The following is a 24,885-nucleotide window of genomic DNA, read 5'->3' as shown; positions in this document are numbered from 1 at the left end:
CGTAGCGTGCTCGCCATGGCACTGCACCAGACCACCGCCGCCCGTCGTCGCCGCGCCGCCGCGCCCGTCGCGTTGGGACTGACCACCGCCCTCATCCTGCTCGCCGGGTGCGACAACCTGTCCTTCCGCCGGCTCGACTACGACAACACCGAGGCGGTGAAGATCAGCACCGTCCGGGTGGAGGGGGGCTCCGGAGACGTGATCGTCCGAGGCGGCGGCACGGCGGGCGAGGCACGGATCAAGCGGGTCGTGCGCTACCAGGGCGGCGAACCCAAGACCCGGTACGAGATCAAGGACAACGAGCTGGTGCTGGACACCGACTGCGGCAACCGGTGCAGCGTCTCGTACGAGGTGACCGTCCCCGAGGGCGTGACCGTGCAGGGCGAGAGCGGCTCGGGTGACGTCGAGCTGACCAAGGTCGGCGCGGTGAAACTGCGGCTGGGCTCGGGCGACGTGCGGATCAGCGACGTCGCCGGGGCGATCGACGTGGAGACCGGCTCCGGCAACATCGAGCTGAGCGAGGCCCGTTCGGCCGTACGACTGCGCGCCGGCTCCGGTGACATCACGGCTCGCCGCCTGGACGGAACGACGGACGCCGAGGCCGCCTCCGGCAACGTCACCGTCGAGCTGGAGACCCCCGCCTCGGCGCGGGTGCACGCCTCCAGCGGGGACGTCTCGCTGATGGTGCCGGCCGGCAGCTACCGGGTCCACTCCAGCACCGGCTCCGGCGACGCCCGGATCACCGTCGCCGACGACCCGGCCGCCTCCCTGGTGCTCGACGGCTCGGCCGGCAGCGGCAACGTGTCGATCAGCCAGCGTTGACCTCGACGGTCACCGGCGCACCGGGCACCCGCTGCGCCGGTACGGCCGCCTGTACGACGGTCTCGCCGACGTCAGGACGACCCGCCGGGCCACGGTCGGAGGGGGCCGGCGGGCCGGTCGGGCGCGACGAGCCGGCGGGAATCAGCTCCGGGCGGCGACGGGCGGCGACGTCCTCGACCCAGCCGACGGCCAGGGTGACCAGACCGACCAGCGCGAAGACCAGCAGCACCCGGACAGCCAGCCCCACCGGGTCCTGGTGCGACCAGCCGACCACGTCGACCAGCGGGGTGAGCGCCACCACGAACGACATGTGCCAGAGGTAGATGGTGAGCGCCCGCCGATTGAACACGGTCACCACCCGATCGGCCAGCCGGCTGCGCTCCAGCCAGGCCACCCCGGCCGGCGCCCGACCCAGCACGACCAGGATGAACGCGGCCGACCAGAGCGCGTTGCCGAGGTGGTTGTCGTTGAGGTCGTACCCGCGCGGGCCGGGATGCGTGACGAGCCACGCCCCACCGGCCAGGGCGAGGGCCGCCGACAGCGGGTACAGCACCCGACCGGTGAGTCGACGCAGCATACCGGCATGGTGGGCGAAGCCGAGCAGCCACGCGCCGAAGTACAGCCCGAACTCGCGCACCACCGGCGGCGCCGGGTAGATCCCCACCTCGATCGTCACCAGCACCACGTACGGGGCGAGCAGGGTGGGCAGCGGGGCCCGGCGGAACAGCCAGAGCGCGACCGGGGAGGCGAGCACGAACCACAGGTAGTCGCGCAGGTACCAGATGATGCTCAGCGCCAGGGCGCCCCAGTTGTTCGCCGGCGGATCGGTGATCGGGAACAGCCACAGCAGCACCCGGGGCGACAGCGACAGCCCGGTGAGCAGCATGGCCGGCACGAAGACCGCCGCCAGCACCCACAGCGACGGCAACAGCCGGCGCAACCGGCGGCCGACCGCCATCGGGCCGGACCGGGCCAGTGAGGCGGCCATCAACGAGCCGGCCAGCGCGAACATCACCGACATGGCCGGGAAGACGAGGGTGAGGGTCGCCCAGCCGGTGACGTGGTAGACGACCACCCGGACGATGGCCAGGAAACGGAGCAGATCAAGGTATCTGTTGCGCATCAGCCTGCATCTGGATCGGGGACGCGGTGCTTCATCCCCTACCCTTCGCGACCCGCGCGCCAAACGACGCCGACCCCGGCCGATCGTGAAGCTGCCCACAGGGCCGACCGGAAACGATCAACCCAGCCCGCGCCCGCCCTTTCGCAGGGCGGCCGGATGGCGCTCAGAAGCCCAGCTTGCGCAACTGCCTCGGGTCGCGCTGCCAGTCCTTCGCGACCCGCACGTGCAGATCGAGATAAACCCGGCTGCCCAGCAGCTCCTCGATCTGCCTGCGGGCGTTCGTGCCGACCTCCTTGAGCCGGCTCGCCTTGTGACCGAGAACAATGGCCTTCTGGCTGGGCCGTTCCACGTACAGGTCGGCGTAGATCTTGATGACCTGACCCTCGGGGATCATCTCCTCGACCACCACGGCGATGGAGTGTGGCAGCTCGTCGCGGACGCCCTCCAGGGCCGCCTCCCGGATCAGCTCCGCGACCATCACCTGCTCCGGGTCGTCGGTCAGCATGTCGTCCGGGTAGAGCTGGGGCGACGGCGGCAGGTATTTGGTCATCACGTCGACGAGCGTGTCCACCTGGTGCCCGGAGACGGCGCTCACCGGCACGATCTCGGCGAACTCGCCCAGCTCGCTGACCGCGAGCAACTGCTCGGCCAGCCGGCGCTTGTCCACCAGGTCGGTCTTGGTGACCACCGCCAACACGGTCGCCTTCAGCTCGGCCAGCTCGCCGGTGATGAACCGGTCACCGCGCCCCACCGGCTCGTCCGCCGGGATGCACAGGCCGATCACGTCGACCTCGGTCCAGGTCGAGCGGACCAGGTCGTTGAGGCGCTCGCCGAGCAGCGTACGGGGGCGGTGCAGACCCGGCGTGTCCACCAGAACCAGCTGCGACTCCGGACGGTGCAGCACCGCCCGGATGACGTGCCGGGTGGTCTGCGGCTTGTTCGAGGTGATCGCGATCTTGGTGCCGACGATGGCGTTCGTCAGGGTGGACTTGCCGGCGTTGGGCCGTCCCACGAAGCAGCCGAACCCGGCCCGGTACGGACGCGGCTCCGGATCCCGGACGGGGCTCACTGGGTCACCGTGCCGAGCACGGTGCCGTCCGGCGCGGCCACGTGGATCGGCGCGTCCACGGCGAGGTCGCGGACCGCGGCGTGCCCGGCGCCGTCCAGCGTCGACGCCTCGGTCACCACCACCGCCGCCTCCAACCGGCCCGCGCCGGCGGCCACGGCGGAGGCCACCGCCAACTGCAGGGCCGTGAGGGTCAATGAGGGCAGCGCGACGCTGGCCGCCGCGTACGTCCGGCCGTCGGAGTCCCGGACCGCGGCCCCCTCCACGGCACCGACCCGCCCACGGGCGCCCCGGGCCAGGACGACGAGCTTGCCGTCCTCGGCGCTCAGCGGGCCCGGTGCGGTGGGGGTGGGCCGGGCGGCGGGCGCGGCGGGTGTCTCAGGCATCGGCGGCTTGCCTCTCCTCGTCTCGGTAATGATCCGGGTCGTCCCCGGGGCCGGCATTGTCGCCGCGCCCGGTGCTGTCCTGCTCGTCGCCCGACTCCACCCTGCTGACCAGGACGGTGTCGATCCGGTTGCGTCGGCCCGTGGTGCCCTCGGCGACCAGCCGGAGGCCGGCCACCTCGGCCTGCGCTCCGGGGATCGGCACCCGTCCCAGCGACTGGGCGAGCAGGCCACCGACCGTCTCCACCTCGTCGGTGGGCAGATCGGCGCCGAACATCTCGCCCAGGTTCTCCACCGGCAGGCGGGCGGTCACCCGCACCGAGGAGTCCGCGAGGCGTTCGACCGGCGGGCGTTCGACATCGTACTCGTCGGTGATCTCACCGACGATCTCCTCCAGGATGTCCTCGATGGTGACCAGACCACCGGTGCCGCCGTACTCGTCGACCACGATGACCAGGTGGTTGCGGGCCGCCTGCATCTCCGACAGCAGATCGTCGACCGGCTTGGACTCCGGGACGAAGGTGGCCGGGCGCATCAGCTCGGCCACCGGCAACTGCTCGGCGTCCGGGTCGCCGCCCCGCGACCGCCGGATCAGATCCTTGAGGTAGAGCACCCCGAGCACGTCGTCGACGCTCTCCCCGATCACCGGGATGCGGGAGAAACCCGACCGCAGAAAGAGCACCAGCGCCTGGGCCAGGGTCTTGCCCTCCTCGATCCACACCATCTCGGTACGCGGCACCATCACCTCGCGGGCGATGGTGTCGCCGAGCGCGAAGACCGAATGGATCATCTGACGCTCGCCGTGCTCCACGACGCCGCGCTGCTCGGCCAGGTCCACCAGCTCACGCAGCTCCACCTGGCTGGCGAACGGCCCCTCGCGGAAGCCGCGCCCCGGGGTGACCGCGTTGCCGATCAGGATGAGCAGCGAGGCGAGGGGGTTGAGCGCGCGGCCCAGCCAGCGGACCAACGGCGCGACCGCCCGGCCCACCGCGTACGCGTGCTGCCGGCCGATGGTGCGCGGCGCGACACCGACCACCACGAAGCTGACCACGGTCATCGCGCCGGCGGTGACCAGCGCGGCACGCCAGCCGGCGCCGAAGCTGTCCACCGCGACCAACGCCACCAGCGTGGTGGCGGTCAGCTCGGCGAGCAGCCGCAACAGCAGCAGCAGGTTGAGGTGCCGGACGACGTCCGCGGCCACGACCTGGAGGGTCCGGGCGCCGCGCACACCGTCGCGGGCCAGCTCGGCGGCCCGGGCCGGTGAGACCGCGGCGAGCGCCGCCTCGGTCATGGCGATCACACCGGCCAGCACCACCAGGCCCGCCGCGAAAACGATCAGTTGCAGGTCGGGAAGGCCGGCCGTGGGGCCGACCGCGAGTAACAAAGGAGTGGACATCACTGGGTGCGGGTCGACCGCCAGCTCGCCAGCAGTCGGGCCTGCAGAGCGAACATCTCGCGCTCCTCCTCCGGCTCGGCGTGGTCGTAGCCGAGCAGGTGCAGCACCCCGTGCACGGTGAGCAGATGCAGCTCGTCGGCCGAGGCGTGCCCGGCGGTCGCCGCCTGCTTGGCCGCGACCTCCGGGCACAGCACGATGTCACCGAGCAGGGCCGGCTCGCCGCCGGCGGGGGCGCTCTCGCCCGGACCGTGGTCGACGCTCCCCTCGTCCATCGGGAAGGCGAGCACGTCGGTCGGGCCGTCCCCACCCATCCAGCGGTGGTTCAGCTCGGTCATGTAGTCGATGTCGACCAGCAGCACGGAGAGCTCGGCGAGGGGGTTGACCCCCATCTCGTCGAGGGCGTGCCGGGCGACGGCGAGCACGGCGTCGGTGTCGACCTCGACACCGGACTCGTTGGCGATCTCGATGGACAACTGCTTTCCTCTGCTTTAGCGGCGGCGGCCGGACCGGCCGCCCTGGGCGGGTCGCCCGGGTACGGCGTGGACGCCCTGCGCCTGCTGGTTCTCCCGCTCGGCGTCCCAGCGGGCGTACGCGTCGACGATCTCCCCGACCAGCCGGTGGCGAACCACGTCGGAGCTGGACAACTGGGAGAAGTGCACGTCGTCGACGTTCTCCAGGATCTCCCGGACCACCCGCAGGCCGCTGCTCGTCCCGCCGGGAAGGTCCACCTGGGTGATGTCACCCGTCACGACGATCTTGGAGTTGAAGCCGAGTCGGGTGAGGAACATCTTCATCTGCTCGGGCGTCGTGTTCTGCGCCTCGTCCAGGATGATGAACGCGTCATTCAACGTCCTGCCCCGCATGTACGCCAGGGGCGCGACCTCGATCGTCCCGGCGGCCATCAGCTTCGGGATCGACTCCGGGTCGAGCATGTCGTGCAGCGCGTCGTAGAGCGGGCGCAGGTACGGGTCGATCTTCTCGTTGAGCGTGCCGGGCAGGAAGCCCAGCCGCTCCCCCGCCTCGACCGCCGGTCGGGTCAGGATGATGCGGTTGACCTGCTTGGTCTGCAACGCCTGGACGGCCTTCGCCATCGCCAGGTAGGTCTTGCCGGTGCCGGCCGGGCCGATGCCGAAGACGATGGTGTGCGAGTCGATCGCGTCGACGTACCGCTTCTGCCCGAGCGTCTTGGGGCGGATGGTGCGCCCGCGACGGGAGAGGATGTCGAGGGTCAGGACCTCGGCGGGCCGCTCGGCGCTGCCCTGCTCGAGCATGCCGACGGTACGCCGGACGGCGTCAGTGGTCAGGGTCTCGCCTTTCTCGATGAGTTCGAGCAGCTCACTGAAGACCCGCTCGGCGAGGGCGTTGTCCGCGGGGGCGCCGGTGATCGTGATCTCGTTGCCCCGGACGTGCACGTCACTGGCGACCGAGCGTTCGACGAGTCGCAGGATCTCGTCGCCCGCGCCGAGCAGATTGACCATGATCTTGGAGTCGGGCACGGTGATCCTGGTCTGCACCCGGGGCGGGCCGGGAGGTGGGGTGCCGGTCATAGGTCGGGCCGAAGGGCCCTGCGCACCTGCTCTCGATCTCGGCGCCGGCCCTGCTGGCACGGCGTGCGGACGTTACACCCATCGTATCGGGTCAACGCGGGCCGCATCGCGCCCATTTCCGCTGGCCGCGATCAACTACCGGCCCGGAAGTCGTACCCGTCGAAGGTCTCCTGGTGGCGGGTGAACCGGTAGGTCGCCCAGTGCATCCGGACCACCGTCTGATCCTCGTTGCGGGTCAGCCGCAGCAGCTCGCCGACTTCCCGGCCGGAGACCGTCCGGAACACGTCCGGCCGATCCGGCAGCGGCGCGAAGACCGCCGGCGGGCGGCCGGCCTGGTCCCCGGCCCCGCGCGCCCGCAGGGCACCGTCGTGCCAGGAGAAGACGTACTCAAAACCCTCGCCCCACCACCGGCCGAGCACCCCCCGCAGGGCCGCCGGAGCGGGTGCGCCCGGCGCCCACGGCTCGATGTCGGCGGGATCGTGCTCGACCGCCTCGGTGAGCAGCCGGTGCGGCAGTTCGAGCAACTCGCTCGCCGTGCCGGACGAGCCGAGCACCGCGGCGCCCATCGCGCCGGCCGTGCCGTCGCCACCCCGCCGGCCGTACACGCCGGCCAGGAAGCCGGGCATCGCCCCGTCGTGCCCCACGTGCACCACCCGCTCGCCCTGTGGGACGAGGATCAGGCCGAGCCCGAAGCCAGCGCCCCAGAGCGTCTCGTCGGTCGTGGTCAGCGGCCAGCGCATCTCGTCCAGGGTGCCCGGGGCGAGCACCGCGCCGGCCGGGTCGAGCGCCGCCGGGTCGGCGAGGAATGCCGCCCAGCGGGCCATGTCGGTCGCGGTGCTCCAGAGCTGGGCGGCCGGGCCCACCGCGCCGAAGTCGGTCGGCGGCTCCGGGTGCGCCTCGTCGGAGTACGCGTCGACCAGGTAGCCGGTGGCCGCCGAGGGCCGAGGGGTCACGGTCGTGTCGGTCAGCCCCAGCGGCGTCAGCACCCGCTCGGCGAGCACCTCCGCCCAACTGCCCCCGCGCAGCCGACCGACCAGCAGGCCGAGCACGGCCAGGCCCAGGTTGGAGTAGTGGAAACGCCGGCCGGTGGGCAACACCCGCTCGGCGCGGTCGAGCCCGGCCACCAACTGCTCGACGTCCGGCGCGTTCAGGGTGTCCCAGACGTCACCGAACGGCTCGCGTTGCAGGCCGCCCGTGTGCGACAGCAGCCGGCGCACGGTCAGCTCGCCGTGGGCGGGAAGGTCCAGGTGTCGGCCCACCGGGTCGTCCAGGTCCAGCAGCCCGTCGTCGCGGCACTGGAGGGTGAGCACCGCCGTGAAGGTCTTGGTGACCGAGCCGATCCGGAACTGGGTGCCCGGCCCCAACGGGCTGTCGGTGCCGGTGCCCCCGACAGTGCACGTCCACAGCGGTCGGTCGGCGCGGTGCAGCGCCGCCGACACCGCCGGCACCCGGGCGTCGGCCTGCACCCGGCGGACCAGCCGGCCCAACCGGTCGTGCGCGTCCGGGCCGGCCGTCACGCCAGGTCCCGGGCGAGCATCGGGCCGAGCGGGGCGCCACCGAGCAGGTGCGCGTGCGCGTGGAAGACCTCCTGCCCACCGTACGTCCCGGTGTTGAACATCAGCCGGAACCCGTCGCCGAGCAGCCCCTCGTCGTCGGCCACCGCGGCGGCCGTGGCGAGCACCGCACCGGCCAGCGCCGGGTCACCCTCGGCGAGCGTGGCGACATCGGCGTAGTGCTCCTTCGGAATGACCAGGACGTGCACCGGGGCCTTCGGGTCGATGTCGCGGAAGGCGAGCGTGGTGGCGGTCTCCCGGACCACGGTGGCCGGGATCTCCCCGGCGACGATGCGGCAGAACAGGCAGTCGGATCCCATCGGGGCAGTGTAAGGAAGGGCCCCTTGTTAACGCCTCCGGTAGAGGAAGGGGCCCTTCCTAACATCTGCGGCGGCTGGGGCAGGATGGCCGGCATGACGGATCGGGCGGTACTGGTGACCGGCTCCTCGCGCGGCATCGGCCGCGCGGTGGTGGAGGCGTTCGCCGCCAGCGGCGACCGGGTGGCCATTCACCACCGCGACTCCGGCGACGCGGCCGAGGAGCTGCGCGCGGGGCTGCCCGGCTCGGGGCACGTGGTGGTCCGCGCCGACCTCACCGACCCGGACGCGGTCCGGGCCATGGTCGACCGGGCCGCCGAACTGCTCGGCGGGCTGGACGTGCTGGTCAACAACGCCGGGACGTACGGCGACCGGGACGTCCCGCACCCGATCTTCGGCACCTCGTACGAAGAGTGGCAGCAGCGCTGGCGGCAGGTGCTGGAGACCAACCTGACCGGGGCCGGCAACGTCATCTGGTGCGCCGCCCAGCACCTGCGCGAGCGCGGCGGCCGGATCGTCAACGTGTCGTCCCGGGGCGCGTTCCGGGGTGAGCCGGACCAGCCGGCGTACGGCGCCAGCAAGGCGGGGCTGAACGCGTTGGGGCAGTCCCTCGCCGTGGCGCTCGCGCCGTACGGCATCACGGTGGCCACCGTCGCGCCGGGCTTCGTGGCGACCGACATGACGACCGAGCACCTGCGCGGTGAGCGGGGCGCGGCCATCCGGGCGCAGAGCCCGTTCGACCGGGTGGCCCGGCCGCAGGAGATCGCCGCCGCCGTGCACTGGCTGGCCTCGCCCGAGGCGGAATGGGCCTCCGGCACCATCGTCGACCTCAACGGCGCCTCCTACCTGCGCAGCTGACCTCCCGCCAGCCCGCGTCGCCACCCCGCCAGCGCCTCGCACCTGGTCATCGCGTCCTTTGCTCTGCTTCAACCACCGCAACACGCAACGGCCGAAACTGTTGCGTCAGTTGAAGCAGAGCAAAGGACGCGAACAAGGTGGGATGCCTGGGTCGGGCACGACCCACCACAGCTAGCGGTGGGACTACCAGCGGCCGAGGCGGGTGGCGAGCACGCTGAGCGCGGCCACGCCGGCCGTGGAGGTCCGCAGCACGGCCGGCCCGAGTCGCACCGGCCGGCCGCCGGCCTCGCGGAAGGCCGTCAACTCGGCCGGGGCGATGCCGCCCTCGGGGCCGATGACCAGGACGATCTCACCGGCGGTCGGCAGGTCGGCGGTGCTGAGCCGCTCCTCGGCCTCCTCGTGCAGGACGAACGCGGCGGCGGCGCCGGCGATGCGGCGGACGACAGTCGCGGTGGACTCGTCCGGGGCGCCGGCCACCACCGGCAGCCAGGGCCGGCGGGCCTGCTTCGCCGCCTCGCGGGCGGTGGCGACCCACTTCTGCCGGGCCCGTACGCCCCGGTCGCCGCGCCACTGGGCCACCGAGCGCGACGCCGCCCAGGGCACGATCTCGTCTACCCCGACCTCGGTCATCGCCTGTACGGCCAGCTCGCCCCGGTCACCCTTGGCGATGCCCTGCACGGTGACGATCCGGGGTACGGGCGCGTCCGCGTACTCCCGGGAGGTGACGGTGACCTCCAGGCTGCCCTTGCCGACGGCGGTGACCACGGCGGCGGCCGTGCCACCCCGGCCGTCGGCGAGCAGCAGCTCCTCGCCCACGCGCAACCGCTGCACGGTGGCGGCGTGGTGCCCCTCGGGCCCGTCGAGGGTCAGCGCGTCGCCGGTGGGCAGCGCGTCGACCAGGAAGAGCGGCGCGGACACGTCAGGCGTGGCCGTTGAACGCGTCGCGCATCCGGGAGAAGAAGCCGCCCTGCTTGGTCAGCTCGGCGACCTCCTCACCCCGGGTCTTGGCGAAGTCGCGCAGCATCTTCTCCTGGTCGGGGTCGAGCTTGGTGGGCGTCCGGACGTCGAGGTGCACGTAGAGGTCACCCCTGCCGGTGCCGCGCAGGTGTGGCACACCCCGGGCGCGCAGCCGCAGCGTGCTGGCCGGCTGGGTGCCGGCCTTGACGTCGACGGTCTCCTCGCTGTCCAGCGTCTTGATGGTGAGCCGGGTGCCCAGCGCGGCGGCCGTCATCGGCACGGTGACGCGGCAGTGCAGGTCGTCGCCCTTGCGGGAGTAGACGTCGTGCGGCCGCTCGTGGATCTCCACGTAGAGGTCACCGGCGGTGCCGCCGCCCGGGCCGACCTCGCCCTGCTGGGCCAGCCGGATCCGCATGCCGTCCTCGACACCGGCCGGGATCTTGACGGTGAGTGAGCGGCGGGTGCGCACCCGGCCGTCGCCGGCACAGGTGGGGCAGGGGTGCGGGATGGTCGTGCCATAGCCCTGGCAGACGGTGCACGGCCGGGCGGAGACCACCTGGCCGAGGAAGGTGCGCTGCACCGACTGCACCTCGCCCCGACCGCCGCACGCCTCGCAGGTGGCCAGGTGGGTCCCGGCGGCCGTGCCGGCGCCCGAGCAGGTGGTGCAGAGCACCGCGGTGTCGACGGTGATCGGGGCCTCGACGCCGAACGCCGTCTCGTGCAGGTCCAACTCGAGGCGCAGGATCGCGTCGGCGCCCGGCCGGGTCCGCGGCCGTGGGCCACGGGCGCCACCTGCCGCGCCGCCGAAGAACGCGTCCATGATGTCCTGGAAGCCGACGAACGGGCCGGCTCCACCCGGGCCACCCGGGCCGCCCGCGCCGCCGCCTCCCGGGGCGAGCGGGTCGCCACCCAGGTCGACGATCTGCCGCTTGCGGTCGTCCGAGAGGACCTCGTACGCGGCGTTGATGTCCTTGAACTTATCCTGAGCCTCCGGGTCCGGATTGACGTCCGGGTGGAACTGGCGTGCCAGCTTGCGGTAGGCGCGCTTGATCTCGTCATCGGAGGCTTCCCGGCTGACACCGAGGATGCCGTAGTAGTCCCTGGCCACTGCGTTCCGTGTCCTCATGTTCGTCTCGCGTTACGCCGACCGGCGGCCGCAGCCGGCCGTCGGCCCTGACTGGTCAGTTCTGGGCCAGCAGCTCGCCCACGTAGCGTGCCACGGCGCGCACCGTGGCGATGGTGCCGGGGTAGTCCATGCGGGTGGGGCCCAACACGCCGAGGCCGCCCACGATGGTGGCCCCCGGGCCGTACCCGGTGCTGACCACCGAGGCGGCGCGCAGGTTGTCGAACTCGTTCTCGTCGCCGATCAGGACCCGGGTCGTGCTGGGCTCGGTCTCGCCGATGAGCTTGAGCAGCACGACCTCCTCCTCCAGCGCCTCCAGGATGGGCCGCAGCGAGCCCTGGAAGTCGAGCAGGCCGCCCCGGGTGAGGTTGGCGGTGCCGGCCAGAGCGATGCGTTCCTCGTGCCGCTCGACAAGCGTCTCGAGCAGGACGGTGGACAGGGTGGTCATCGCCGGACGCAGCTCGCCCGGCGCCTCCTCGACCAGCGCCTGCACCAGCGGCGGGGTCTCGGACAGCCGGGCGCCGGCGAGCTTCTCGTTGACGAGCCGGCGCAGGTCGGTGACGTCGTCGGCGGGGACCGGGCCGGGCAGCTCCACCAGCCGCTGCTCGACCCGCCCGGTGTCGGCGATCATGACGAGCATCAGCCGGGTGGTGGAGATCGGCACCAGCTCCAGGTGCCGCACCGAGGAGCGGGCCAGGCTCGGGTACTGCACGACGGCCACCTGCCGGGTGAGCTGGGCGAGCAGGCGTACGGTGCGGTGCACCACGTCGTCGAGATCGACCGCGCCGACGAGGAAGCGCTCGATAGCCCGGCGTTCGGCCGGACTGAGCGGCTTGACCCGGGACAGCCGGTCGACGAAGAGGCGGTAGCCGCGGTCGGTGGGCACCCGGCCGGCGCTGGTGTGCGGCTGCCGGATGTAGCCCTCCTCCTCCAGCACGGCCATGTCGTTGCGGACCGTCGCCGGGGAGACCCCGAGCTGGTGACGCTCGACCAGCGCCTTGCTGCCGACCGGCTCCTGGGTGGAGACGTAGTCCTCGACGATGGCGCGGAGCACGGCGAGCTTGCGGTCGTCCAGACCCATCCTCCGCACCTCCTGTCGCACGTCGGCCGGCAGCCCACCCGGGGCCGACGGCCGTCCTGGCACTCGACTGTAACGAGTGCCAGTCTACGTCGGCGCCCCCGCCAGCGCGATGATCAACGACAGGCCGCCGGTGCGGCCCGCGCCACCCCGCGCGGGCCGATCGGCCCGCGCGATCGGGCGGTCTCGCTCTGGTGCGACGTTGCCGCCGACACCTACCGTGACAGTCATGACTGAACCACCTCGCCCTCCCAGTGCGGGAGACCCCGGCAGTTACCCGCCGGAGCCGACTCCCCCGAGCTCGCCCTTTGCGGCCGAGCCGCCCACCGCACCACTGTCCGGGGCACCCGACCCGGCCGGCTATCCCCCGGCCGGTGGCTATCCGCCGCCCACCGGTGACCAGCCGCCGTCGGGCGGCTACCCTCCGCCAGGTGGCTACCCCCCGCCGGGCGGTTATCCCCCGGGCGGCCCGACTGGCGGCTATCCGACCGGCGGCGCCTTCGGCGGCCCCGGCGGCGGCTACGCCAACAACGAGGACAAGACCTGGGCGCTGGTCGCGCACTTCGGCGGCGCGGCCGGGATGATCATCAGTGGGGGCGTGCTCGGCTGGATCGCCCCGCTGGTGGCGATGCTGGCCCGGGGCAACCAGTCCCCGATGGTCCGGGCGCACGCCGTCGCCGCGCTCAACTTCCAGCTCATCTGGTCGATCGTCGGCCTGGTCGGCTGGGTGCTCTCGTGCATCCTGATCGGCTTCATCGGCGTCGGGGCGGCCATCATCCTCGGTGCCGTGTTCGGCATCCTCGCCGGCATCAAGGCCAACGAGGGCAGCTTCTACCGCTACCCACTCTCGGCCAACCTCGTCAAGTGATCCGGGCCGGCCGCTCCCCCGGCCGGTCCCCCGGATCAGGGCAGCAGGTCGCGCACGACCGCATCCGCGAGCAGCCGGCCGCGCAGGGTGAGCACCGCCCGGCCGGCGGCATAGTCCCCGCCGGCCAGCAGGCCGTCGGCGAGGGCACGCTCGGCGCCGGCCCGGCCGGCCGCGTCGAGCACGGCCAGCGGCAGCCCGCTGGCGAGCCGCAGCCGGAGCATCACGTCCTCCATGTGGGCCTCGTCGACGGTGAGCACCTCGCGGGCCAGGCCGGGTGACGCGCCGGAGGCCAACCGCTGGGCGTACGTCGTGGGGTGCTTGACGTTCCACCAGCGCACCCCGCCGACGTGGCTGTGCGCCCCCGGCCCGAGCCCCCACCAGTCCGCGCCGGTCCAGTAGAGCAGGTTGTGCCGGCACCGGGCGGCGTCGGTGCGCGCCCAGTTGGACACCTCGTACCAGGACAGGCCGGCCGCGTCGAGGGCGGCCTCCGCGGCCAGGTAGCGGTCCGCGGCGACGTCGTCGCTGGGGTACGCCAGCTCGCCGCGCCGCATCCGGGCGGCGAGCCGGGTGCCGTCCTCGACGATGAGGGCGTACGCGCTGACGTGGTCCACCCCGGCGGCGACGACCTGCTCCAGCGTGGCGGCGAAGTCCTCGGCCCGCTCGCCCGGCGTGCCGTAGATCAGGTCCAGGTTGACGTGCTCGAACCCGGCGTCGCGGGCCTCCAGGGCGGCGGCGGTGGCCCGACCGGCGCTGTGTTTGCGGTCCAGGATCGCCAGCACCCCCGGGGAGGCGGACTGCATGCCCAGCGAGATCCGGTTGTAGCCGGCCTTCCGCAGCCGCCGCAACGACTCCGGGCTGACCGACTCCGGGTTGGCCTCGGTGGTCACCTCGACGTCGGCGGCGAGTCCCCAGGTGCGGTCGATGCCGTCGAGGATGCGGGCCAGGTCGTCGGCGGGAAGCAGGGTGGGGGTGCCGCCGCCGACGAAGACCGTGTCGACCCGCGGTGGCGGGCTGTCGCCGAGCACCCGGGCGGCGAGCGTCAGCTCGGCCAGCACGGTGTCGGCGTACTCCTCGCGGCTGGCGCCCCCGCCCAGCTCGGCGGCTGTGTAGGTGTTGAAGTCGCAGTAGCCGCAGCGGCTGGCGCAGAACGGAACGTGGACGTACACGCCGAAGCCGCGCGCGCCGACCGCCGAGGTGGCGGTGGCGGGCAGCGATCCGTCGACGGGCACGGTCTCACCATCTGGAAGGACGCCGGGCATGGCCACTAGTGTGCCCGGCATGACCTCTCCCGACGTCCTCGTGCGGGTCGCCACGGCCCGTGGGGTGACCACCCTCACCCTGGACAGCCCGCACAACCGCAACGCGCTCTCCACCGCCCTGATGACCCAGTTGCTGGCCGGGCTGGCCGACGCGGTGGCCGACGACGCGGTCCGGGTGATCGTGCTCGACCACACGGGCCCGGTCTTCTGCTCCGGCGCGGACCTGAAGGAGACCGCCGCGGCGTACGCCAGCGGGACGGTGCCGGCCGGGATGCTGGGCGACGTGCTGGCGGCGCTCTGGGACTGCCCGAAGCCGGTGCTGGCCCGGGTGGCCGGGCCGGCCCGGGCCGGCGGGCTGGGCCTGATCGCGGCCGCCGACCTGGCGGTCTGCGCCGACGAGGCGACGTTCGCCTTCACCGAGGTGCGGATCGGGGTGATCCCGGCGGTGATCTCGGCGACCGTGCTGCCCCGGCTGCATCCGCGTGCCGCCGCCGAGCTGTACCTGACCGGGGACACCTTCGACGGCCGACGGGCCGCCGAGATCGGCCTGGTCACGGCCTCCGTGCCGGCGGACGGGCTGGACGACGCGGTGCGGCGCTACTGCGACTCGCTGGTGCGCGGCGCTCCCGGCGCGCTGGCCGGCGCGAAGGAGCTGCTGCGCCGGCCGGGCACCGCCGAGCTGCGGGCTGACCTGACGCGGCTGTCCGCCCTCTCGACCGGGTACTTCCTCTCCGACGAGGGGCGCGAGGGGGTCCTGGCCTTCCGGGAGAAGAGATTAACTCGATGGGTGGCCGCTCTGGACGGTGGTTCCGCTGATCATGGCGGGTAGGACCGGGACGGGCACCAGGCGGTCGCGGCGGCGCGGCAGGTGAGTTCGGCCCCGGAGCGGGAACGTCCCGATCGGTACGCGGCGGCAGCGCGGACCCCGAACCGGTCGGACGACCCGGACGACGCCGACGGGGACGTACGCTTGTCGAACTGTCGTTCAGGAGGTGTGGGTGCGAACTCGGACAGCCGTGGCGGGTGGAATGGTGCTCATCCTCGTCGCCGTGATCGCGATCTGGCTCGTCGTCCGGCAGGTCGGGGATCAACTGCGACTGCCGCGGGCGGGACGGACCTGCACGGTCCAGGCCGACGGCCGGGTCGCGCTGGACGTCGAGCAGATGGCCAACGCGGCGACCATCGCGGCGATCGGCGCCCAGCGCGGGATGCCGGAGCGGGCCGTGGTGATCGCGCTGGCCACCGCCTACCAGGAGTCGGGTCTGCACAACCTCCCCGACGGCGACCGGGACTCGGTCGGCCTGTTCCAGCAGCGCCCGAGTCAGGGCTGGGGCACGTCGGCGCAGATCCGCGACCCCCGCTACGCGGCCAACAGGTTCTACGCCGCGCTGAAGAAGGTGCGCGGCTGGGAGAAGATGCGGGTCACCGATGCCGCCCAGCGGGTGCAGCGCTCGGCGTTCCCCGAGGCGTACCAGAAGTGGGCCGACGACTCCGAGGTGCTCAGCAGGGCCCTGCTCGGCGATGTCACCGGCGCGGTGGCCTGCACGGTGGGGCGTACCCCGGTGATGCACGGCGCGGCGGCGACCGCCCAACTGACCCGCAACCTGGTGCTGGACTGGGGCGTGTCGAGCGCCGACCCGGCCAGCCAGACCGGGCTGGCGGTGACGGCGGACGACCAGCGCGACGGTTGGCGGTACGCGCACTGGCTGGTCTCGCACGCCCAGGACCACGGGGTGAAGCGGGTCCGCTTCGGCGACCTGGAATGGACCGCCCGCAACGGCACCTGGGGCCGGGTCACCGGCGAGCAGGGCCCCGCGGGTCAGGTGGTGGCCGAGGTCTTCGCCGACGGCTGACGGCCCGGATCTCTTAACCGGCAGTCACCGCACAATCGGGCACCACGCCACACATAACCTAATTCACCACAGAGATATCACTGTGCGCAGCAGGACCACTGCAGATGGTCTGGCCCGGGTCCGCCCGCGCCGTACGCCCTCCCCGATGTCTGGACAGTCGCGTTACGATCGGCGGCCTGTGCCAGAAATGGTTTCACCTCATGGGGAGGGGTACGACGCGGTGTTCGATTACGGCGACCGGACCGGCTACGAACCGATCAGCGACACTGACCGCAAGGAGTTCCACGAGCAGGGGTTCCTCCTGCTGCGTAACGTCCTGACGGAGGACCACCGGGCGGCGCTGGAGGCGGCGGTCGACCGCGTCTACGCGGAGGAGCAGGCCAAGGGCACCACCAAGAAGGACGGCACCCTGCACCTGCTGGGCTTCCTGGAGCGCGACGAGCTCTTCGGTGAGCTGCTGACCCACCCGATCGCCTTCCCGTACATGTGGGGGCTGGCCGGCTGGAACATCTACACCCACCACAACCACCTGGACGTCACCCCGCCGGCCGCCGAGCCGGAGAAGCCCTACTGGGGTTGGCACCAGGACGGGTACCGGCAGAACTCCGACCCGGAGACGATGGACCCGAACCTGCCCCGGCCGATGTTCTCGCTGAAGGTCGCGTACGTGCTGTCCGACCTCTCCGAGACCGGCCGCGGCGCCACCAAGGTCATCCCGGGCAGCCACCTGAAGAACTCGCTGCCCCGGCCGGCGGACCTCACCGTGCAGAACCCCGACCCGGAGGGCACGGTGGAGATCACCGCCAACCCGGGCGACGCCTTCATCTTCGACCGCCGGCAGTGGCACTCGCGGTCGACGAACCTGTCGACCATCACCCGCAAGATGCTCTTCGTCGGCTACACCTACCGGTGGATCCGCCCGCTGGACGAGCTGCACCCCGACGTGAACGGCGAGTGGTACCGCAACCGCACGCCCGTGCAGCGCCAGCTGATCGGTGAGGGCACCCACACCGCCAACTACTGGGGCATCAACTGGGACGGGTACGTCGACGACGAGATCCCGCTGCGCAAGGAGCTCAAGGAACGCGGTCTGCTCGACCGCAACATCCCCTGGCTCCGCTGATCTGACAACAGGAACGGCTGACGACGGCCGGGCCGCAGGGGTTGTCCCCTGCCGCCCGGTCGTCGTCGTCTCGGGCCGGCGTTGCTCGGGCGGGTACCGCGCCCGGTCGGTCAGGTGACGTCGCGGCGCATCGGGACGAGTACGGCGATCGCCGAGGCGGTCAGCGCGTACGCGGCGAGCAGGAGGGCACCGGTCACCGGTGGGAGCAGGTGAACGGCCCCGCTGCCGAGTTCTGCGGACATCGCGTCGGCGAGGTAGGTGAAATCGGTGAGCGCGGCGGTGGCTCCGCCGGGCAGGACCGGGTACAGCGTGTTGGCCCCGGGGATCATCATGAGCACCGGCTCCCCCACGTAGAGGTAGCCGGTCACGACACACAGCGCCGCGATCTGGTGGTGGATAAGTGCACCGACCCCCGCCCCGACAAGCAGGTAGACCGCCATCGCCGCGGCGATACGGCCGAGCAGCGCCAGCACCGTGGTGACCGGCAGACCGAGTGAGACGCCGCGGGCGGCGGCGACAGCGAGCAGCGCCACCGCGGCAGTGCCCGCGAGGACGACCCCGTAGGCGAGGCCGAGGGCCGCGTAGGTGGCGAGCTTCGCGGCGAGCACCCGCCCACGGCGCGGCGCGAACAGGAACGTGACGGCGGCGGTGCGGTGTCGATACTCGGACGTGACGACGAAGGCACCGGCGGCTGCCGGCACGAACGCGGTGTAGCCGAGCATGCCGAGGATCGCGCGGAGGCCGGCCTCGGTGTCCAGGCCCGGCATCGGGGGGTCGAAATTTTCCGGGCCCGCCAGCGCCATGGCGCCGAACAGGCCGCCACCCAGCACCGCGGCGGTGAGGAGCAGTCCACCCCACATCCGGGTGGCCAGCAACCGACGGAACTCCGCTCTGATCACCAGGTTCATCGGGTGGCCGCCTCGTCTCTGGTGAGGTGGAAAAAGAGGTGTTCCAAGCTGGCGCTCTCGACGACCAACTCGTGCACCCGCAGGCGGCGAGCAGCGGCACGGTCGGCGATGCCCGGCGCGTCCAGCCCACGCACCCGCAGCCGGTCGGGCCCGATGGCTTCGACGTCCGGGATGGCGCCGCCATCGGTGGGGCCTGCCGTCAGGGCGGCAGTGAGGGCGTCGGCGTCGGGTGAGGTGACCAGCACGGCGGGCGGGCCGGCGAGCCGGGAGCATGGCCCGGCGGCGACGAGTTCGCCGCGCCGGATCACCACGATGTCGTCCACGAGCTGCTGGATTTCGCCGAGCGCGTGACTGGAGATCAGGACGGTGCGACCCCGCTCGGCCAACTCGCGCAGGAAACCGCGCAGCCACGACATGCCCTCCGGATCCAAGCCGTTGCCGGGTTCGTCCAGCAGCAGTACGCGGGGATCGCCGAGCAGCGCGGTGGCAAGGTTGAGCCGCTGCCGCATGCCGGTGGAGAAGCCGCGAGTCCGACGATCGGCCGCCTCGGTGAGGCCGAGCAGGTCGAGCAGGTCGGTGACCCGGCTGTCCGGATGTCCGCCCATCGCGGCGTACACACGCAGGTGGTCGCGGGCGGTGTGGCCGGGGTGGAACGCGGTGGCGTCGAACACCGCACCGACGGTGCGCGACGGCCGAGGCAGTCGGCGGTACGGCTGCCCACCGATCGTGGCGGTGCCGCTGGTGGGCGCCACCAGCCCGGTCATCATGCGCATGGTGGTGGTCTTGCCGGCGCCGTTCGGGCCGAGGAAGCCGGTGACCACACCGGGCTCCACGGTGAAACTCAGATCCCGCACGGCGGTGACGTCGCCGAAGCGCTTGGTCAGGCGGGACACCTCGATCGCGAGCCCGTCGCCGGTCATTGCTGGGCCGCCATCGCACGCTTGATCGTGGCCACAAGGCCCGGTGCCGCCGGGCTGGAGAGCACGACCTCGTCGAATTCACCGCCGCCCGCCGGCCGGTCCAGGACGAGGTGCATCCCGGGCTCCGCCCGGCGGGCCGCCACGAGCTGCCGGGGGCCGCCGAACAGGCCCCAGACACCGATCTTGGCGAAGCCGGACACCACGTACCCGCGGCGGGCGCCACGGGCCAGCCGGAGCGGATCGTCCACCAGGTCGACCCGTCGCACCGCGACGAGACGCAGCGCGACCCGATCCCGCCCCGTCCACAACCGCTCCCATCCGGTGAACCGGATGTCGATCACGTCGTTTGTCACCATGACCGATGCCATCAGCCATCCCCCTTCGTTGGTTCGGAATCGTCCGCCGTCGCCGGTCGCTCCGACGTCGGCGGGTCGGTCGGCAGCAGAACGGTCGCCAGCAGGCGGGGTGTCCGTCCGTTGCCGGGCTTGTTGGCCAGCAGTGGGCCGACCAGCGCGTTGAAGCCGGCGGCGAACTCGCTGAACTCGACGTCGGTCAGGTGCAGCACGAGTTGCTGGTAGCCCACCCCGTCGGCGACGAAGTCAATCCGACCCCGGGCGAGGTAGCGGGAGAACTCCGACAGCAGACTCGACACGAACGCCGTGAAGTAACGTGCGTGGTCCTCCACCGTGGCCGTGGCCAGGCTCGCGGGGTCGAGCGTCGCGCCCTGCGCGGGAAGCCCGTACACCCGCTCGACGGCGCCGCGTATCTTGCGCTCCTCGACCACCTCGAGCAGCCCCGCCTTGACCAGGATCGCCAGCTGTCGGTACATGGTGGCCTGCGGGACGTCGGGCAGCAGCTCGATCAGGGCCTGGGTGGTCAGGCGCGCGCCCGCGACCGCACGCAGGATCCGGATCCGCACAGGGTGCAGCGCCAGATCGGCCCAGCGTTCTCTCGATATCCCCACGACCCGAACATTATCACTATTGATAGTGAGAACGTTAGGCGGCGGAAGCCGGAGCCGACTTGCTGATCAGCGTCCCAGCCGGCGGCGGGCCTTCTCCCGGATCGGCGCCGGAAGGTCCTCCGCGTCGAGCAGCCGGGGCAGCAACTCCGGCTCCAGACTGGTCGCCCGGAACACCTCGCCGATCGTCACCCCGTGTGCGGGCCGCTCGATGACCTCGACCGGATCGCCGGCACCCACCTCGCCCTCACGCAGCACCCGCAGGTACGCCCCCGGTGTGGCCCGCACGGTGAATCGCTGGATCAGATCGGGCACCCCCCAGAAGCCGGCGAACGTGGTGCACGGGGTACGCGGCATCGTCACCTGAAGCACGGCCGTGCCGACCGCCCACTGCTCGCCGATCACCGCGCCGGTCACGTCGACCGCGTAGGTGGTCAGGTTCTCCCCGAAACCGCCCGAGCGGATGGTCCGGCCGATCTCGGCCGACCACCACCCGGCGTCCTCCTCGGCGTACGCGTAGACGGCCTTGTCGGACCCGCCGTGCACGGCCCGCTCGCCGATGAAATCGCCGACCACGCCACCGGTGAGCACCGCCACCGGCCCGTCGACCGATCGCTTGTCGATGCCGCTGCGACCGCTCGCATCGCCGGCCCACTCCGCCTCGGTCACCACGCCGAGGTTCACCGCCGCCACCCTGCCCGTCATGGCGGTCAGCCTAGTGGCGGCACGGTCAGCCCTTGACCGCGCCAGCGACCAGCCCGGAGACCATCCGACGCTGCACCAGCAGGAAGAAGATGATGACCGGCAGGGTGAACAGGGTCGACGCCGCCATCACCGGCCCCCAGTTGGTGTCGTCGCGGCCGAAGAAGAAGGTCATCGCCACCGGCAGCGTGTAGCGACCCTGGTCGTTGATGAACGTCAACGCGAAGATCAGCTCGTTCCAGGCCGTGATGAAGGAGAAGATGCTGGTGGCGACCAGGCCGGGAGCGACGAGGGGGAACAGCACCCGGCGGAACGTCTGGGCCCGGCTGGCCCCGTCGATCGCCGCCGCCTCCTCCAACTCCTTGGGCACCGCAGCGACGAAGCCGCGCAGCATCCAGACCGCGAACGGCAGCGAGAACCCGAGGTACGTGAGGATCAGGCTGGGCAGGGTGTTGTAGAGCCCCAGCCGCTGGATCATCAGGAAGAGCGGGATGACCAGCGCCTCCAGCGGGATCATCTGCACCACCAGCAGCATGATCAGAAAGCTGGTCCGCAGTTTGAAGCGGAACCGGGCCACCGCCGTCGCGGCGAGCAGGGCGACCAGGCCGCTGAGCACCACCGTGGTGACGGCGACGATCGCGCTGTTGAGAAAGAAGTCCAGGAAGCTGACGCCGGGGATCAGGTTGCCGGTCAGGATCTCCCGGTAGTGCGCCAGCGTCGGGTGGGCCGGCACCGGCTGCGGAGTGGACGAGAAGATCTCCCTGCTCGGCTTCAGCGAGGTGGAGATCATCCAGTAGACCGGGAACGCCGCGAAGAGCGCGACCAGCAGCCCGGCGCCGTTGAGGGCGATCTTCTTCACGACTCGTCCTCCTGCCTGAGCACCATCCGTACGTAGAAGCCGGTCACCACGAGCAGGATCAGGGTGAGGATCACCGCGATCGCCGCGCCGAGGCCGTACTTCGGCGGCGGCGAGAAGGCTTCGGCGTACGAGTAGATGGAGAGCATGAACGTCGGCCGGTCCTGGGTGCCGCCGGCCAGCACGAACTGCTGGGTGAAGACCTTGAAGTCCCAGATGGTGGAGAGCACGATCAGGATCCCGAAGACCGGGCGCAGCAGCGGGAAGGTGATCTTCCAGAAGACCCGCCACGGGCTCGCGCCGTCCACCCGGGCCGCCTCGTGCAACTCGCTCGGCACGCTCTTGAGACCGGCAAGCACGCTCACCGCGATGAACGGGAACGAGTGCCAGACCACCACCAGGGTGAGGATGGCGAAGAACAGCAGCGGCGAGTTGAACCAGCCGTAGCCGGTCCAGTCGCTACGGCCGAAGAGGGCGTCGGAGAGGCCGTCCGGCAGCGCGTTGAACAGCCAGGTGACCAGGCCGCTCGTGTCGTCGAAAATCCACTTCCAGACGATCGTGCCGGTCAGCGCCGGGGTCGCCCAGGCGAGCATCACGCAACTGGCCACGAAGGTGGCCATCTTGCGACCCAGCCGGTTGAGCAGCAGCCCGACCAGGGTGCCGAGCACCATCGTGAGCAGCACGTTCGCCGCGGCGAACAGCACCGTGTTGCGCAGCACCGTCAGAAAGAACGGGTCGGAGAGGATGTCGGTGTAGTTGCCGAGCCCCACCCACGGCCACTCCCGGTCGCCGCGCAACTGCCGGACGCTGTTGAGCCGGTAGAAGGACATCGCCACCACCTGGCCGAGCGGCCAGAGCAGCAGCGCCCCGATGATGACGAGTGCGGGCAGGAGCAGCAGGTAGGGCAGGCGGTCCACCGGGCGACGCCGCCGCGCGGGGTTCTCCCGCGCGGCGGCCGTTTCCGGGTTTTTTGTCGGTAAACTCACTTGCTGTTCAAAATGCTTTCCATCTCACCGGCCGCGTCGGCGGTAGCCTTCTCGACCGTCTTCTGACCCTTCATGACCGAGCTGTTCATCGCCTGGGTCACCGTCTTCGTCCGGCTGACCTCCACCCACTTCGGGGTGAGCGGCGTGAGCTTGGTGTTCTGCATGGTCGTGGCGAACGCCGCCATCACCTTGTCGTCGGCGTACGTGCCGCTGGCGACCAGGTCCTGGTAGACGGGGAAGAAACCGAGGCTGCTCGCGAAGCTCTGCGCGTTCTTCTTGTTCAGCAGCACGGTGAGGTAGTCCCAGGCCAGGTCCTGCCGCTCGCTGTCCTTCCAGATCGCCACATCCGAGCCGCCCGCGAAACCGGGCGCGGCCTTGCTGTCCGGGCCGGGGATCGGGAACGTACCCCAGACCTTCTCGATCTCGGGGTTGTCCTTCTTGATGGCGGCCTGCTGCCAGCTGCCGGCGAACGCCATCGCGGCCTTGCCGGTGGCGAACTGGGTACGCGCGTCGATCTCGTTCCAACCGGCGGCGGCCGGCGGGGCCACCTTGTGGACGGTCACGAGGTCGGTCCAGTACTTGACGGCCCGCTGCGCCTCCGGCGTGGTGTAGCCGGACTTCCAGGTGCCGCCCTGGTTCGTGGCGATCTCGGCGCCAGCGCCCCACAGGAAGGAATAGAAGGGCAACTCGGAGTTGCCCGGCAGCGCGATGCCGTAGGTGCCCGGCTTCTTCGCCTGCACGGCCTTGGCCACGGTGACCAGGTCATCCCAGGTCTTCGGCGGCTGCACACCGGCCTCGGCGAACCAGTCGGTGCGGTAGTAGATCGCCCGAACGCCCGCGTACCACGGCACGCCGTACTGCTTGCCGTCGAGCTGCGCGTTGCGGACCAGGTCGGGCAGCAGGTCCTTGCCGTCGGCCCAGCCGCCCATCCGGCCGCTGACGTCGGCGAGCGCCTCCTGCGCGGCCCAGCCCTGGGTCTCGGTGTTGCCCAGCTCGGTGATGTCCGGTCCCGCACCACCGGCGAGCGCGGCCTGGAACTTCTTGGGCGCCTCCAGCCAGGGAATGTACTGCACGACCACGTCGGTGTCGGGGTGCTTCTGGCGGAACTCCGCCTCGACGCCGTCGAGGAACTTGTTCTGCGCGTCGCCGCCCTCGCCCATCATCCAGACCGTGAGCTTGCTGTCGTCGCTCGCCTTGTCGTCGGAGCCTCCGCAGCCGGTCAGCACCATCGCGGCCGAGGCCACCACGGCGGTGACCGGGGCCAGCCGCTTCCACCTGTTCACGCCACTTCTCCCCTCGCGCCGCCTGGAACTTACCTTCTCCGCCGCACCTTAGTACGAAGAAATCCTTTACGACAGTGGGTGGGCAGGCCGAAGCGTCGCGACCGTACCGCAGGGAACCGACCCGACGGGCCGTGGCGTAGGGCCGAATCCACGCACCGCACCACGGAGAAGGGCGCCCGACCACTGGTCGGGCGCCCTTCTCCGTGGTGCGGTGATGCCAGGTTGTTACCGGGTGACGCGGCGGCGGCCACCCACGCCTGCCACCAGCGCGACCGCGATCGCGGCCACCACGACCTGCACCAACAGCTCCGTCCAGTCGATACCGGCCGTCTCGGTCGCGATACCCATCGCCCGCGCCAGCACCGTACCCAGCAGAGCCGCACCGATACCGATCAGCAGGTGCAGCCACATCGGCATGTTCTGCCGACCCGGAACAACCAGGCGGCCGAGCGCCCCGACGATGAGACCAACAAAGATAGCAGTGATGATGCCCCACACGGTGAGCTCCACGGTCGCCCTCCTTCTAAGAATGTCTGACACACAATGTGTGCTTCCTGTCGTGACGACTAAGTTCCCGACCCACCGAAAATCCAAACCGACTTCCTCGCCCAGACGATCACGACTTGGCCAACTACGGCACGTTCCACCGGGCGACGCGCCCGCCTCGCGCATCGGCCGGCCGGGCACCACGCCGCAGCGTGATCGACTCCCTTTCGGCGATATCGCGCCGTCCCGGTCGCCCCGACCTCCCTGCCATCGGCGCTGTGGAGATCGAGCACGCCGGCGGCGTGATCGATTGGGTTCGGCCGGGGTGCCTGGCTGGGCACGAGCATGATCGACTCCACTGCGCCGACGTGGCGGTGTCCGGCGAACCAAATGCCGCCACATCGGCGCAGTGGAGTCGATCACTGCGGAGGCCAACCGGTCCGCGCGGCACGCCGCC

General features: G+C 71.5%; 28 protein-coding genes. 6 read left to right on the top strand and 22 right to left on the bottom strand.

Going from position 1 to position 24,885, the window contains the following annotated elements; genetic code table 11:
- Positions 1–15: 15 nt before the first annotated feature.
- Positions 16–822: a DUF4097 family beta strand repeat-containing protein gene (locus OG505_RS00385; protein WP_405430161.1), complete on the top strand. Its 807-nt coding sequence runs from the start codon at positions 16–18 to the stop codon at positions 820–822.
- Here OG505_RS00385 and OG505_RS00380 read toward each other — a convergent pair.
- The 8 genes from OG505_RS00380 to OG505_RS00345 form a co-directional block, all read right to left on the bottom strand.
- The gene (locus tag OG505_RS00380; protein ID WP_405430159.1) at positions 809–1,945 is read right to left on the bottom strand and encodes an acyltransferase; all 1,137 of its coding nucleotides are present in this window, start codon (positions 1,943–1,945) and stop codon (positions 809–811) included. The genes OG505_RS00385 and OG505_RS00380 overlap by 14 nt on opposite strands.
- A gap of 163 nt (positions 1,946–2,108) precedes the next feature.
- Positions 2,109–3,014, bottom strand: coding sequence for a GTPase Era (era, locus tag OG505_RS00375; RefSeq protein WP_405430158.1), 906 nt, complete (start codon positions 3,012–3,014; stop codon positions 2,109–2,111).
- Positions 3,011–3,397, bottom strand: a complete 387-nt coding sequence (locus tag OG505_RS00370; RefSeq protein ID WP_234587216.1) for a cytidine deaminase — start codon at positions 3,395–3,397, stop codon at positions 3,011–3,013. Before OG505_RS00370 ends, era begins: the two co-directional genes overlap by 4 nt.
- Positions 3,390–4,814: a hemolysin family protein gene (locus OG505_RS00365; protein ID WP_357498473.1), complete on the bottom strand. Its 1,425-nt coding sequence runs from the start codon at positions 4,812–4,814 to the stop codon at positions 3,390–3,392. The genes OG505_RS00370 and OG505_RS00365 overlap by 8 nt, the downstream gene beginning before the upstream one ends.
- Positions 4,790–5,263, bottom strand: a complete 474-nt coding sequence (gene ybeY, locus OG505_RS00360) for an rRNA maturation RNase YbeY (protein ID WP_007463954.1) — start codon at positions 5,261–5,263, stop codon at positions 4,790–4,792. Before ybeY ends, OG505_RS00365 begins: the two co-directional genes overlap by 25 nt.
- Before the next feature lie 15 nt (positions 5,264–5,278).
- Positions 5,279–6,337 carry a PhoH family protein gene (locus tag OG505_RS00355; protein WP_405430156.1) on the bottom strand — a complete coding sequence of 353 codons (1,059 nt, stop codon included), beginning with the start codon at positions 6,335–6,337 and terminating at the stop codon, positions 5,279–5,281.
- A 131-nt stretch (positions 6,338–6,468) separates the two neighbouring features.
- Positions 6,469–7,854 (bottom strand): serine hydrolase domain-containing protein, encoded by a 1,386-nt coding sequence (locus OG505_RS00350; protein ID WP_405430155.1) that lies wholly within the window; start codon positions 7,852–7,854, stop codon positions 6,469–6,471.
- On the bottom strand, positions 7,851–8,210 hold the full coding sequence (locus OG505_RS00345) for a histidine triad nucleotide-binding protein (RefSeq protein WP_405430153.1): 360 nt from the start codon (positions 8,208–8,210) through the stop codon (positions 7,851–7,853). The genes OG505_RS00350 and OG505_RS00345 overlap by 4 nt, the downstream gene beginning before the upstream one ends.
- Positions 8,211–8,303: 93 nt before the next feature.
- On the opposite strand from OG505_RS00345, the gene OG505_RS00340 reads away from it, so the two are divergent.
- Complete coding sequence (locus OG505_RS00340; protein ID WP_405430151.1) at positions 8,304–9,065, top strand: SDR family NAD(P)-dependent oxidoreductase; 762 nt, start codon at positions 8,304–8,306, stop codon at positions 9,063–9,065.
- 183 nt (positions 9,066–9,248) lie between these two features.
- Here OG505_RS00340 and OG505_RS00335 read toward each other — a convergent pair whose 3' ends face one another.
- The 4 genes from OG505_RS00335 to OG505_RS00320 all read right to left on the bottom strand — a co-directional run bounded on the left by OG505_RS00335 (position 9,249) and on the right by OG505_RS00320 (position 12,454).
- Positions 9,249–9,983, bottom strand: coding sequence for a 16S rRNA (uracil(1498)-N(3))-methyltransferase (locus tag OG505_RS00335; protein WP_405430150.1), 735 nt, complete (start codon positions 9,981–9,983; stop codon positions 9,249–9,251).
- Position 9,984: 1 nt separating this feature from the next.
- On the bottom strand, positions 9,985–11,130 hold the full coding sequence (gene dnaJ / locus OG505_RS00330; protein WP_405434313.1) for a molecular chaperone DnaJ: 1,146 nt from the start codon (positions 11,128–11,130) through the stop codon (positions 9,985–9,987).
- A 73-nt stretch (positions 11,131–11,203) separates the two neighbouring features.
- Entirely contained in the window at positions 11,204–12,226 is a 1,023-nt protein-coding gene (gene hrcA, locus OG505_RS00325) for a heat-inducible transcriptional repressor HrcA (RefSeq protein ID WP_405430148.1), read from the bottom strand.
- A gap of 84 nt (positions 12,227–12,310) precedes the next feature.
- Positions 12,311–12,454 (bottom strand): hypothetical protein, encoded by a 144-nt coding sequence (locus tag OG505_RS00320; RefSeq protein WP_405430147.1) that lies wholly within the window; start codon positions 12,452–12,454, stop codon positions 12,311–12,313.
- On the opposite strand from OG505_RS00320, the gene OG505_RS00315 reads away from it, so the two are divergent.
- A complete protein-coding gene (locus tag OG505_RS00315; protein ID WP_405430145.1) occupies positions 12,453–13,091 on the top strand; it encodes a DUF4870 domain-containing protein in 639 nt (212 codons plus the stop codon). The genes OG505_RS00320 and OG505_RS00315 overlap by 2 nt on opposite strands.
- A 35-nt stretch (positions 13,092–13,126) precedes the next feature.
- Here OG505_RS00315 and hemW read toward each other — a convergent pair whose 3' ends face one another.
- Positions 13,127–14,350: a radical SAM family heme chaperone HemW gene (gene hemW / locus OG505_RS00310; protein ID WP_405434311.1), complete on the bottom strand. Its 1,224-nt coding sequence runs from the start codon at positions 14,348–14,350 to the stop codon at positions 13,127–13,129.
- Positions 14,351–14,369: 19 nt separating this feature from the next.
- On the opposite strand from hemW, the gene OG505_RS00305 reads away from it, so the two are divergent.
- The 3 genes from OG505_RS00305 to OG505_RS00295 all read left to right on the top strand — a co-directional run bounded on the left by OG505_RS00305 (position 14,370) and on the right by OG505_RS00295 (position 17,326).
- Positions 14,370–15,179 carry an enoyl-CoA hydratase-related protein gene (locus OG505_RS00305; RefSeq protein WP_405430144.1) on the top strand — a complete coding sequence of 270 codons (810 nt, stop codon included), beginning with the start codon at positions 14,370–14,372 and terminating at the stop codon, positions 15,177–15,179.
- Between the two features lie 163 nt (positions 15,180–15,342).
- Positions 15,343–16,203, top strand: a complete 861-nt coding sequence (locus OG505_RS00300) for a hypothetical protein (protein WP_405430143.1) — start codon at positions 15,343–15,345, stop codon at positions 16,201–16,203.
- A 220-nt stretch (positions 16,204–16,423) separates the two neighbouring features.
- A complete protein-coding gene (locus tag OG505_RS00295; RefSeq protein ID WP_091409805.1) occupies positions 16,424–17,326 on the top strand; it encodes a phytanoyl-CoA dioxygenase family protein in 903 nt (300 codons plus the stop codon).
- Positions 17,327–17,436: 110 nt separating this feature from the next.
- On the opposite strand, the gene OG505_RS00290 is transcribed toward OG505_RS00295, so the two are convergent.
- From OG505_RS00290 to OG505_RS00250, 9 genes are all read right to left on the bottom strand, one after another.
- The gene (locus tag OG505_RS00290) at positions 17,437–18,234 is read right to left on the bottom strand and encodes an ABC transporter permease (RefSeq protein ID WP_405430142.1); all 798 of its coding nucleotides are present in this window, start codon (positions 18,232–18,234) and stop codon (positions 17,437–17,439) included.
- Positions 18,231–19,154 carry an ABC transporter ATP-binding protein gene (locus OG505_RS00285; protein WP_405430141.1) on the bottom strand — a complete coding sequence of 308 codons (924 nt, stop codon included), beginning with the start codon at positions 19,152–19,154 and terminating at the stop codon, positions 18,231–18,233. The genes OG505_RS00290 and OG505_RS00285 overlap by 4 nt, the downstream gene beginning before the upstream one ends.
- Complete coding sequence (locus OG505_RS00280) at positions 19,151–19,522, bottom strand: hypothetical protein (protein WP_405430139.1); 372 nt, start codon at positions 19,520–19,522, stop codon at positions 19,151–19,153. The genes OG505_RS00285 and OG505_RS00280 overlap by 4 nt, the downstream gene beginning before the upstream one ends.
- Positions 19,522–20,118: a helix-turn-helix domain-containing protein gene (locus OG505_RS00275; protein ID WP_405430137.1), complete on the bottom strand. Its 597-nt coding sequence runs from the start codon at positions 20,116–20,118 to the stop codon at positions 19,522–19,524. Before OG505_RS00275 ends, OG505_RS00280 begins: the two co-directional genes overlap by 1 nt.
- A gap of 66 nt (positions 20,119–20,184) precedes the next feature.
- On the bottom strand, positions 20,185–20,820 hold the full coding sequence (locus OG505_RS00270) for an MOSC domain-containing protein (protein ID WP_405430136.1): 636 nt from the start codon (positions 20,818–20,820) through the stop codon (positions 20,185–20,187).
- Between the two features lie 25 nt (positions 20,821–20,845).
- Entirely contained in the window at positions 20,846–21,676 is an 831-nt protein-coding gene (locus tag OG505_RS00265) for a carbohydrate ABC transporter permease (RefSeq protein WP_405430134.1), read from the bottom strand.
- On the bottom strand, positions 21,673–22,659 hold the full coding sequence (locus OG505_RS00260) for a carbohydrate ABC transporter permease (RefSeq protein ID WP_405430133.1): 987 nt from the start codon (positions 22,657–22,659) through the stop codon (positions 21,673–21,675). Before OG505_RS00260 ends, OG505_RS00265 begins: the two co-directional genes overlap by 4 nt.
- Positions 22,656–23,942, bottom strand: a complete 1,287-nt coding sequence (locus tag OG505_RS00255; RefSeq protein WP_405430131.1) for a sugar ABC transporter substrate-binding protein — start codon at positions 23,940–23,942, stop codon at positions 22,656–22,658. Before OG505_RS00255 ends, OG505_RS00260 begins: the two co-directional genes overlap by 4 nt.
- 225 nt (positions 23,943–24,167) lie before the next feature.
- Complete coding sequence (locus OG505_RS00250; RefSeq protein WP_405430130.1) at positions 24,168–24,452, bottom strand: GlsB/YeaQ/YmgE family stress response membrane protein; 285 nt, start codon at positions 24,450–24,452, stop codon at positions 24,168–24,170.
- Positions 24,453–24,885: the final 433 nt, after the last annotated feature.

Origin of the sequence: Micromonospora sp. NBC_00617, assembly GCF_045161355.1 — a bacterium.
Lineage (GTDB): Bacteria > Actinomycetota > Actinomycetes > Mycobacteriales > Micromonosporaceae > Micromonospora.
The sequence above is the reverse complement of the archived record's forward strand: the minus strand, read 5'-3'. Positions and strand labels throughout refer to the sequence as shown.

Coding starts and splice junctions, on each gene's coding strand:
- OG505_RS00385 (WP_405430161.1), top strand. CDS start 16: ATGGCACTGCACCAGACCACCGCCGCCCGTCGTCGCCGCGCCGCCGCG.
- hemW (WP_405434311.1), bottom strand. CDS start 14,350: ATGCCCGGCGTCCTTCCAGATGGTGAGACCGTGCCCGTCGACGGATCG.
- OG505_RS00290 (WP_405430142.1), bottom strand. CDS start 18,234: ATGAACCTGGTGATCAGAGCGGAGTTCCGTCGGTTGCTGGCCACCCGG.
- OG505_RS00305 (WP_405430144.1), top strand. CDS start 14,370: ATGACCTCTCCCGACGTCCTCGTGCGGGTCGCCACGGCCCGTGGGGTG.
- OG505_RS00380 (WP_405430159.1), bottom strand. CDS start 1,945: ATGCGCAACAGATACCTTGATCTGCTCCGTTTCCTGGCCATCGTCCGG.
- OG505_RS00370 (WP_234587216.1), bottom strand. CDS start 3,397: ATGCCTGAGACACCCGCCGCGCCCGCCGCCCGGCCCACCCCCACCGCA.
- OG505_RS00285 (WP_405430141.1), bottom strand. CDS start 19,154: ATGACCGGCGACGGGCTCGCGATCGAGGTGTCCCGCCTGACCAAGCGC.
- OG505_RS00320 (WP_405430147.1), bottom strand. CDS start 12,454: ATGACTGTCACGGTAGGTGTCGGCGGCAACGTCGCACCAGAGCGAGAC.
- OG505_RS00280 (WP_405430139.1), bottom strand. CDS start 19,522: ATGGCATCGGTCATGGTGACAAACGACGTGATCGACATCCGGTTCACC.
- OG505_RS00340 (WP_405430151.1), top strand. CDS start 8,304: ATGACGGATCGGGCGGTACTGGTGACCGGCTCCTCGCGCGGCATCGGC.
- OG505_RS00315 (WP_405430145.1), top strand. CDS start 12,453: ATGACTGAACCACCTCGCCCTCCCAGTGCGGGAGACCCCGGCAGTTAC.
- OG505_RS00270 (WP_405430136.1), bottom strand. CDS start 20,820: ATGACGGGCAGGGTGGCGGCGGTGAACCTCGGCGTGGTGACCGAGGCG.
- hrcA (WP_405430148.1), bottom strand. CDS start 12,226: ATGGGTCTGGACGACCGCAAGCTCGCCGTGCTCCGCGCCATCGTCGAG.
- OG505_RS00345 (WP_405430153.1), bottom strand. CDS start 8,210: ATGGGATCCGACTGCCTGTTCTGCCGCATCGTCGCCGGGGAGATCCCG.
- OG505_RS00355 (WP_405430156.1), bottom strand. CDS start 6,337: ATGACCGGCACCCCACCTCCCGGCCCGCCCCGGGTGCAGACCAGGATC.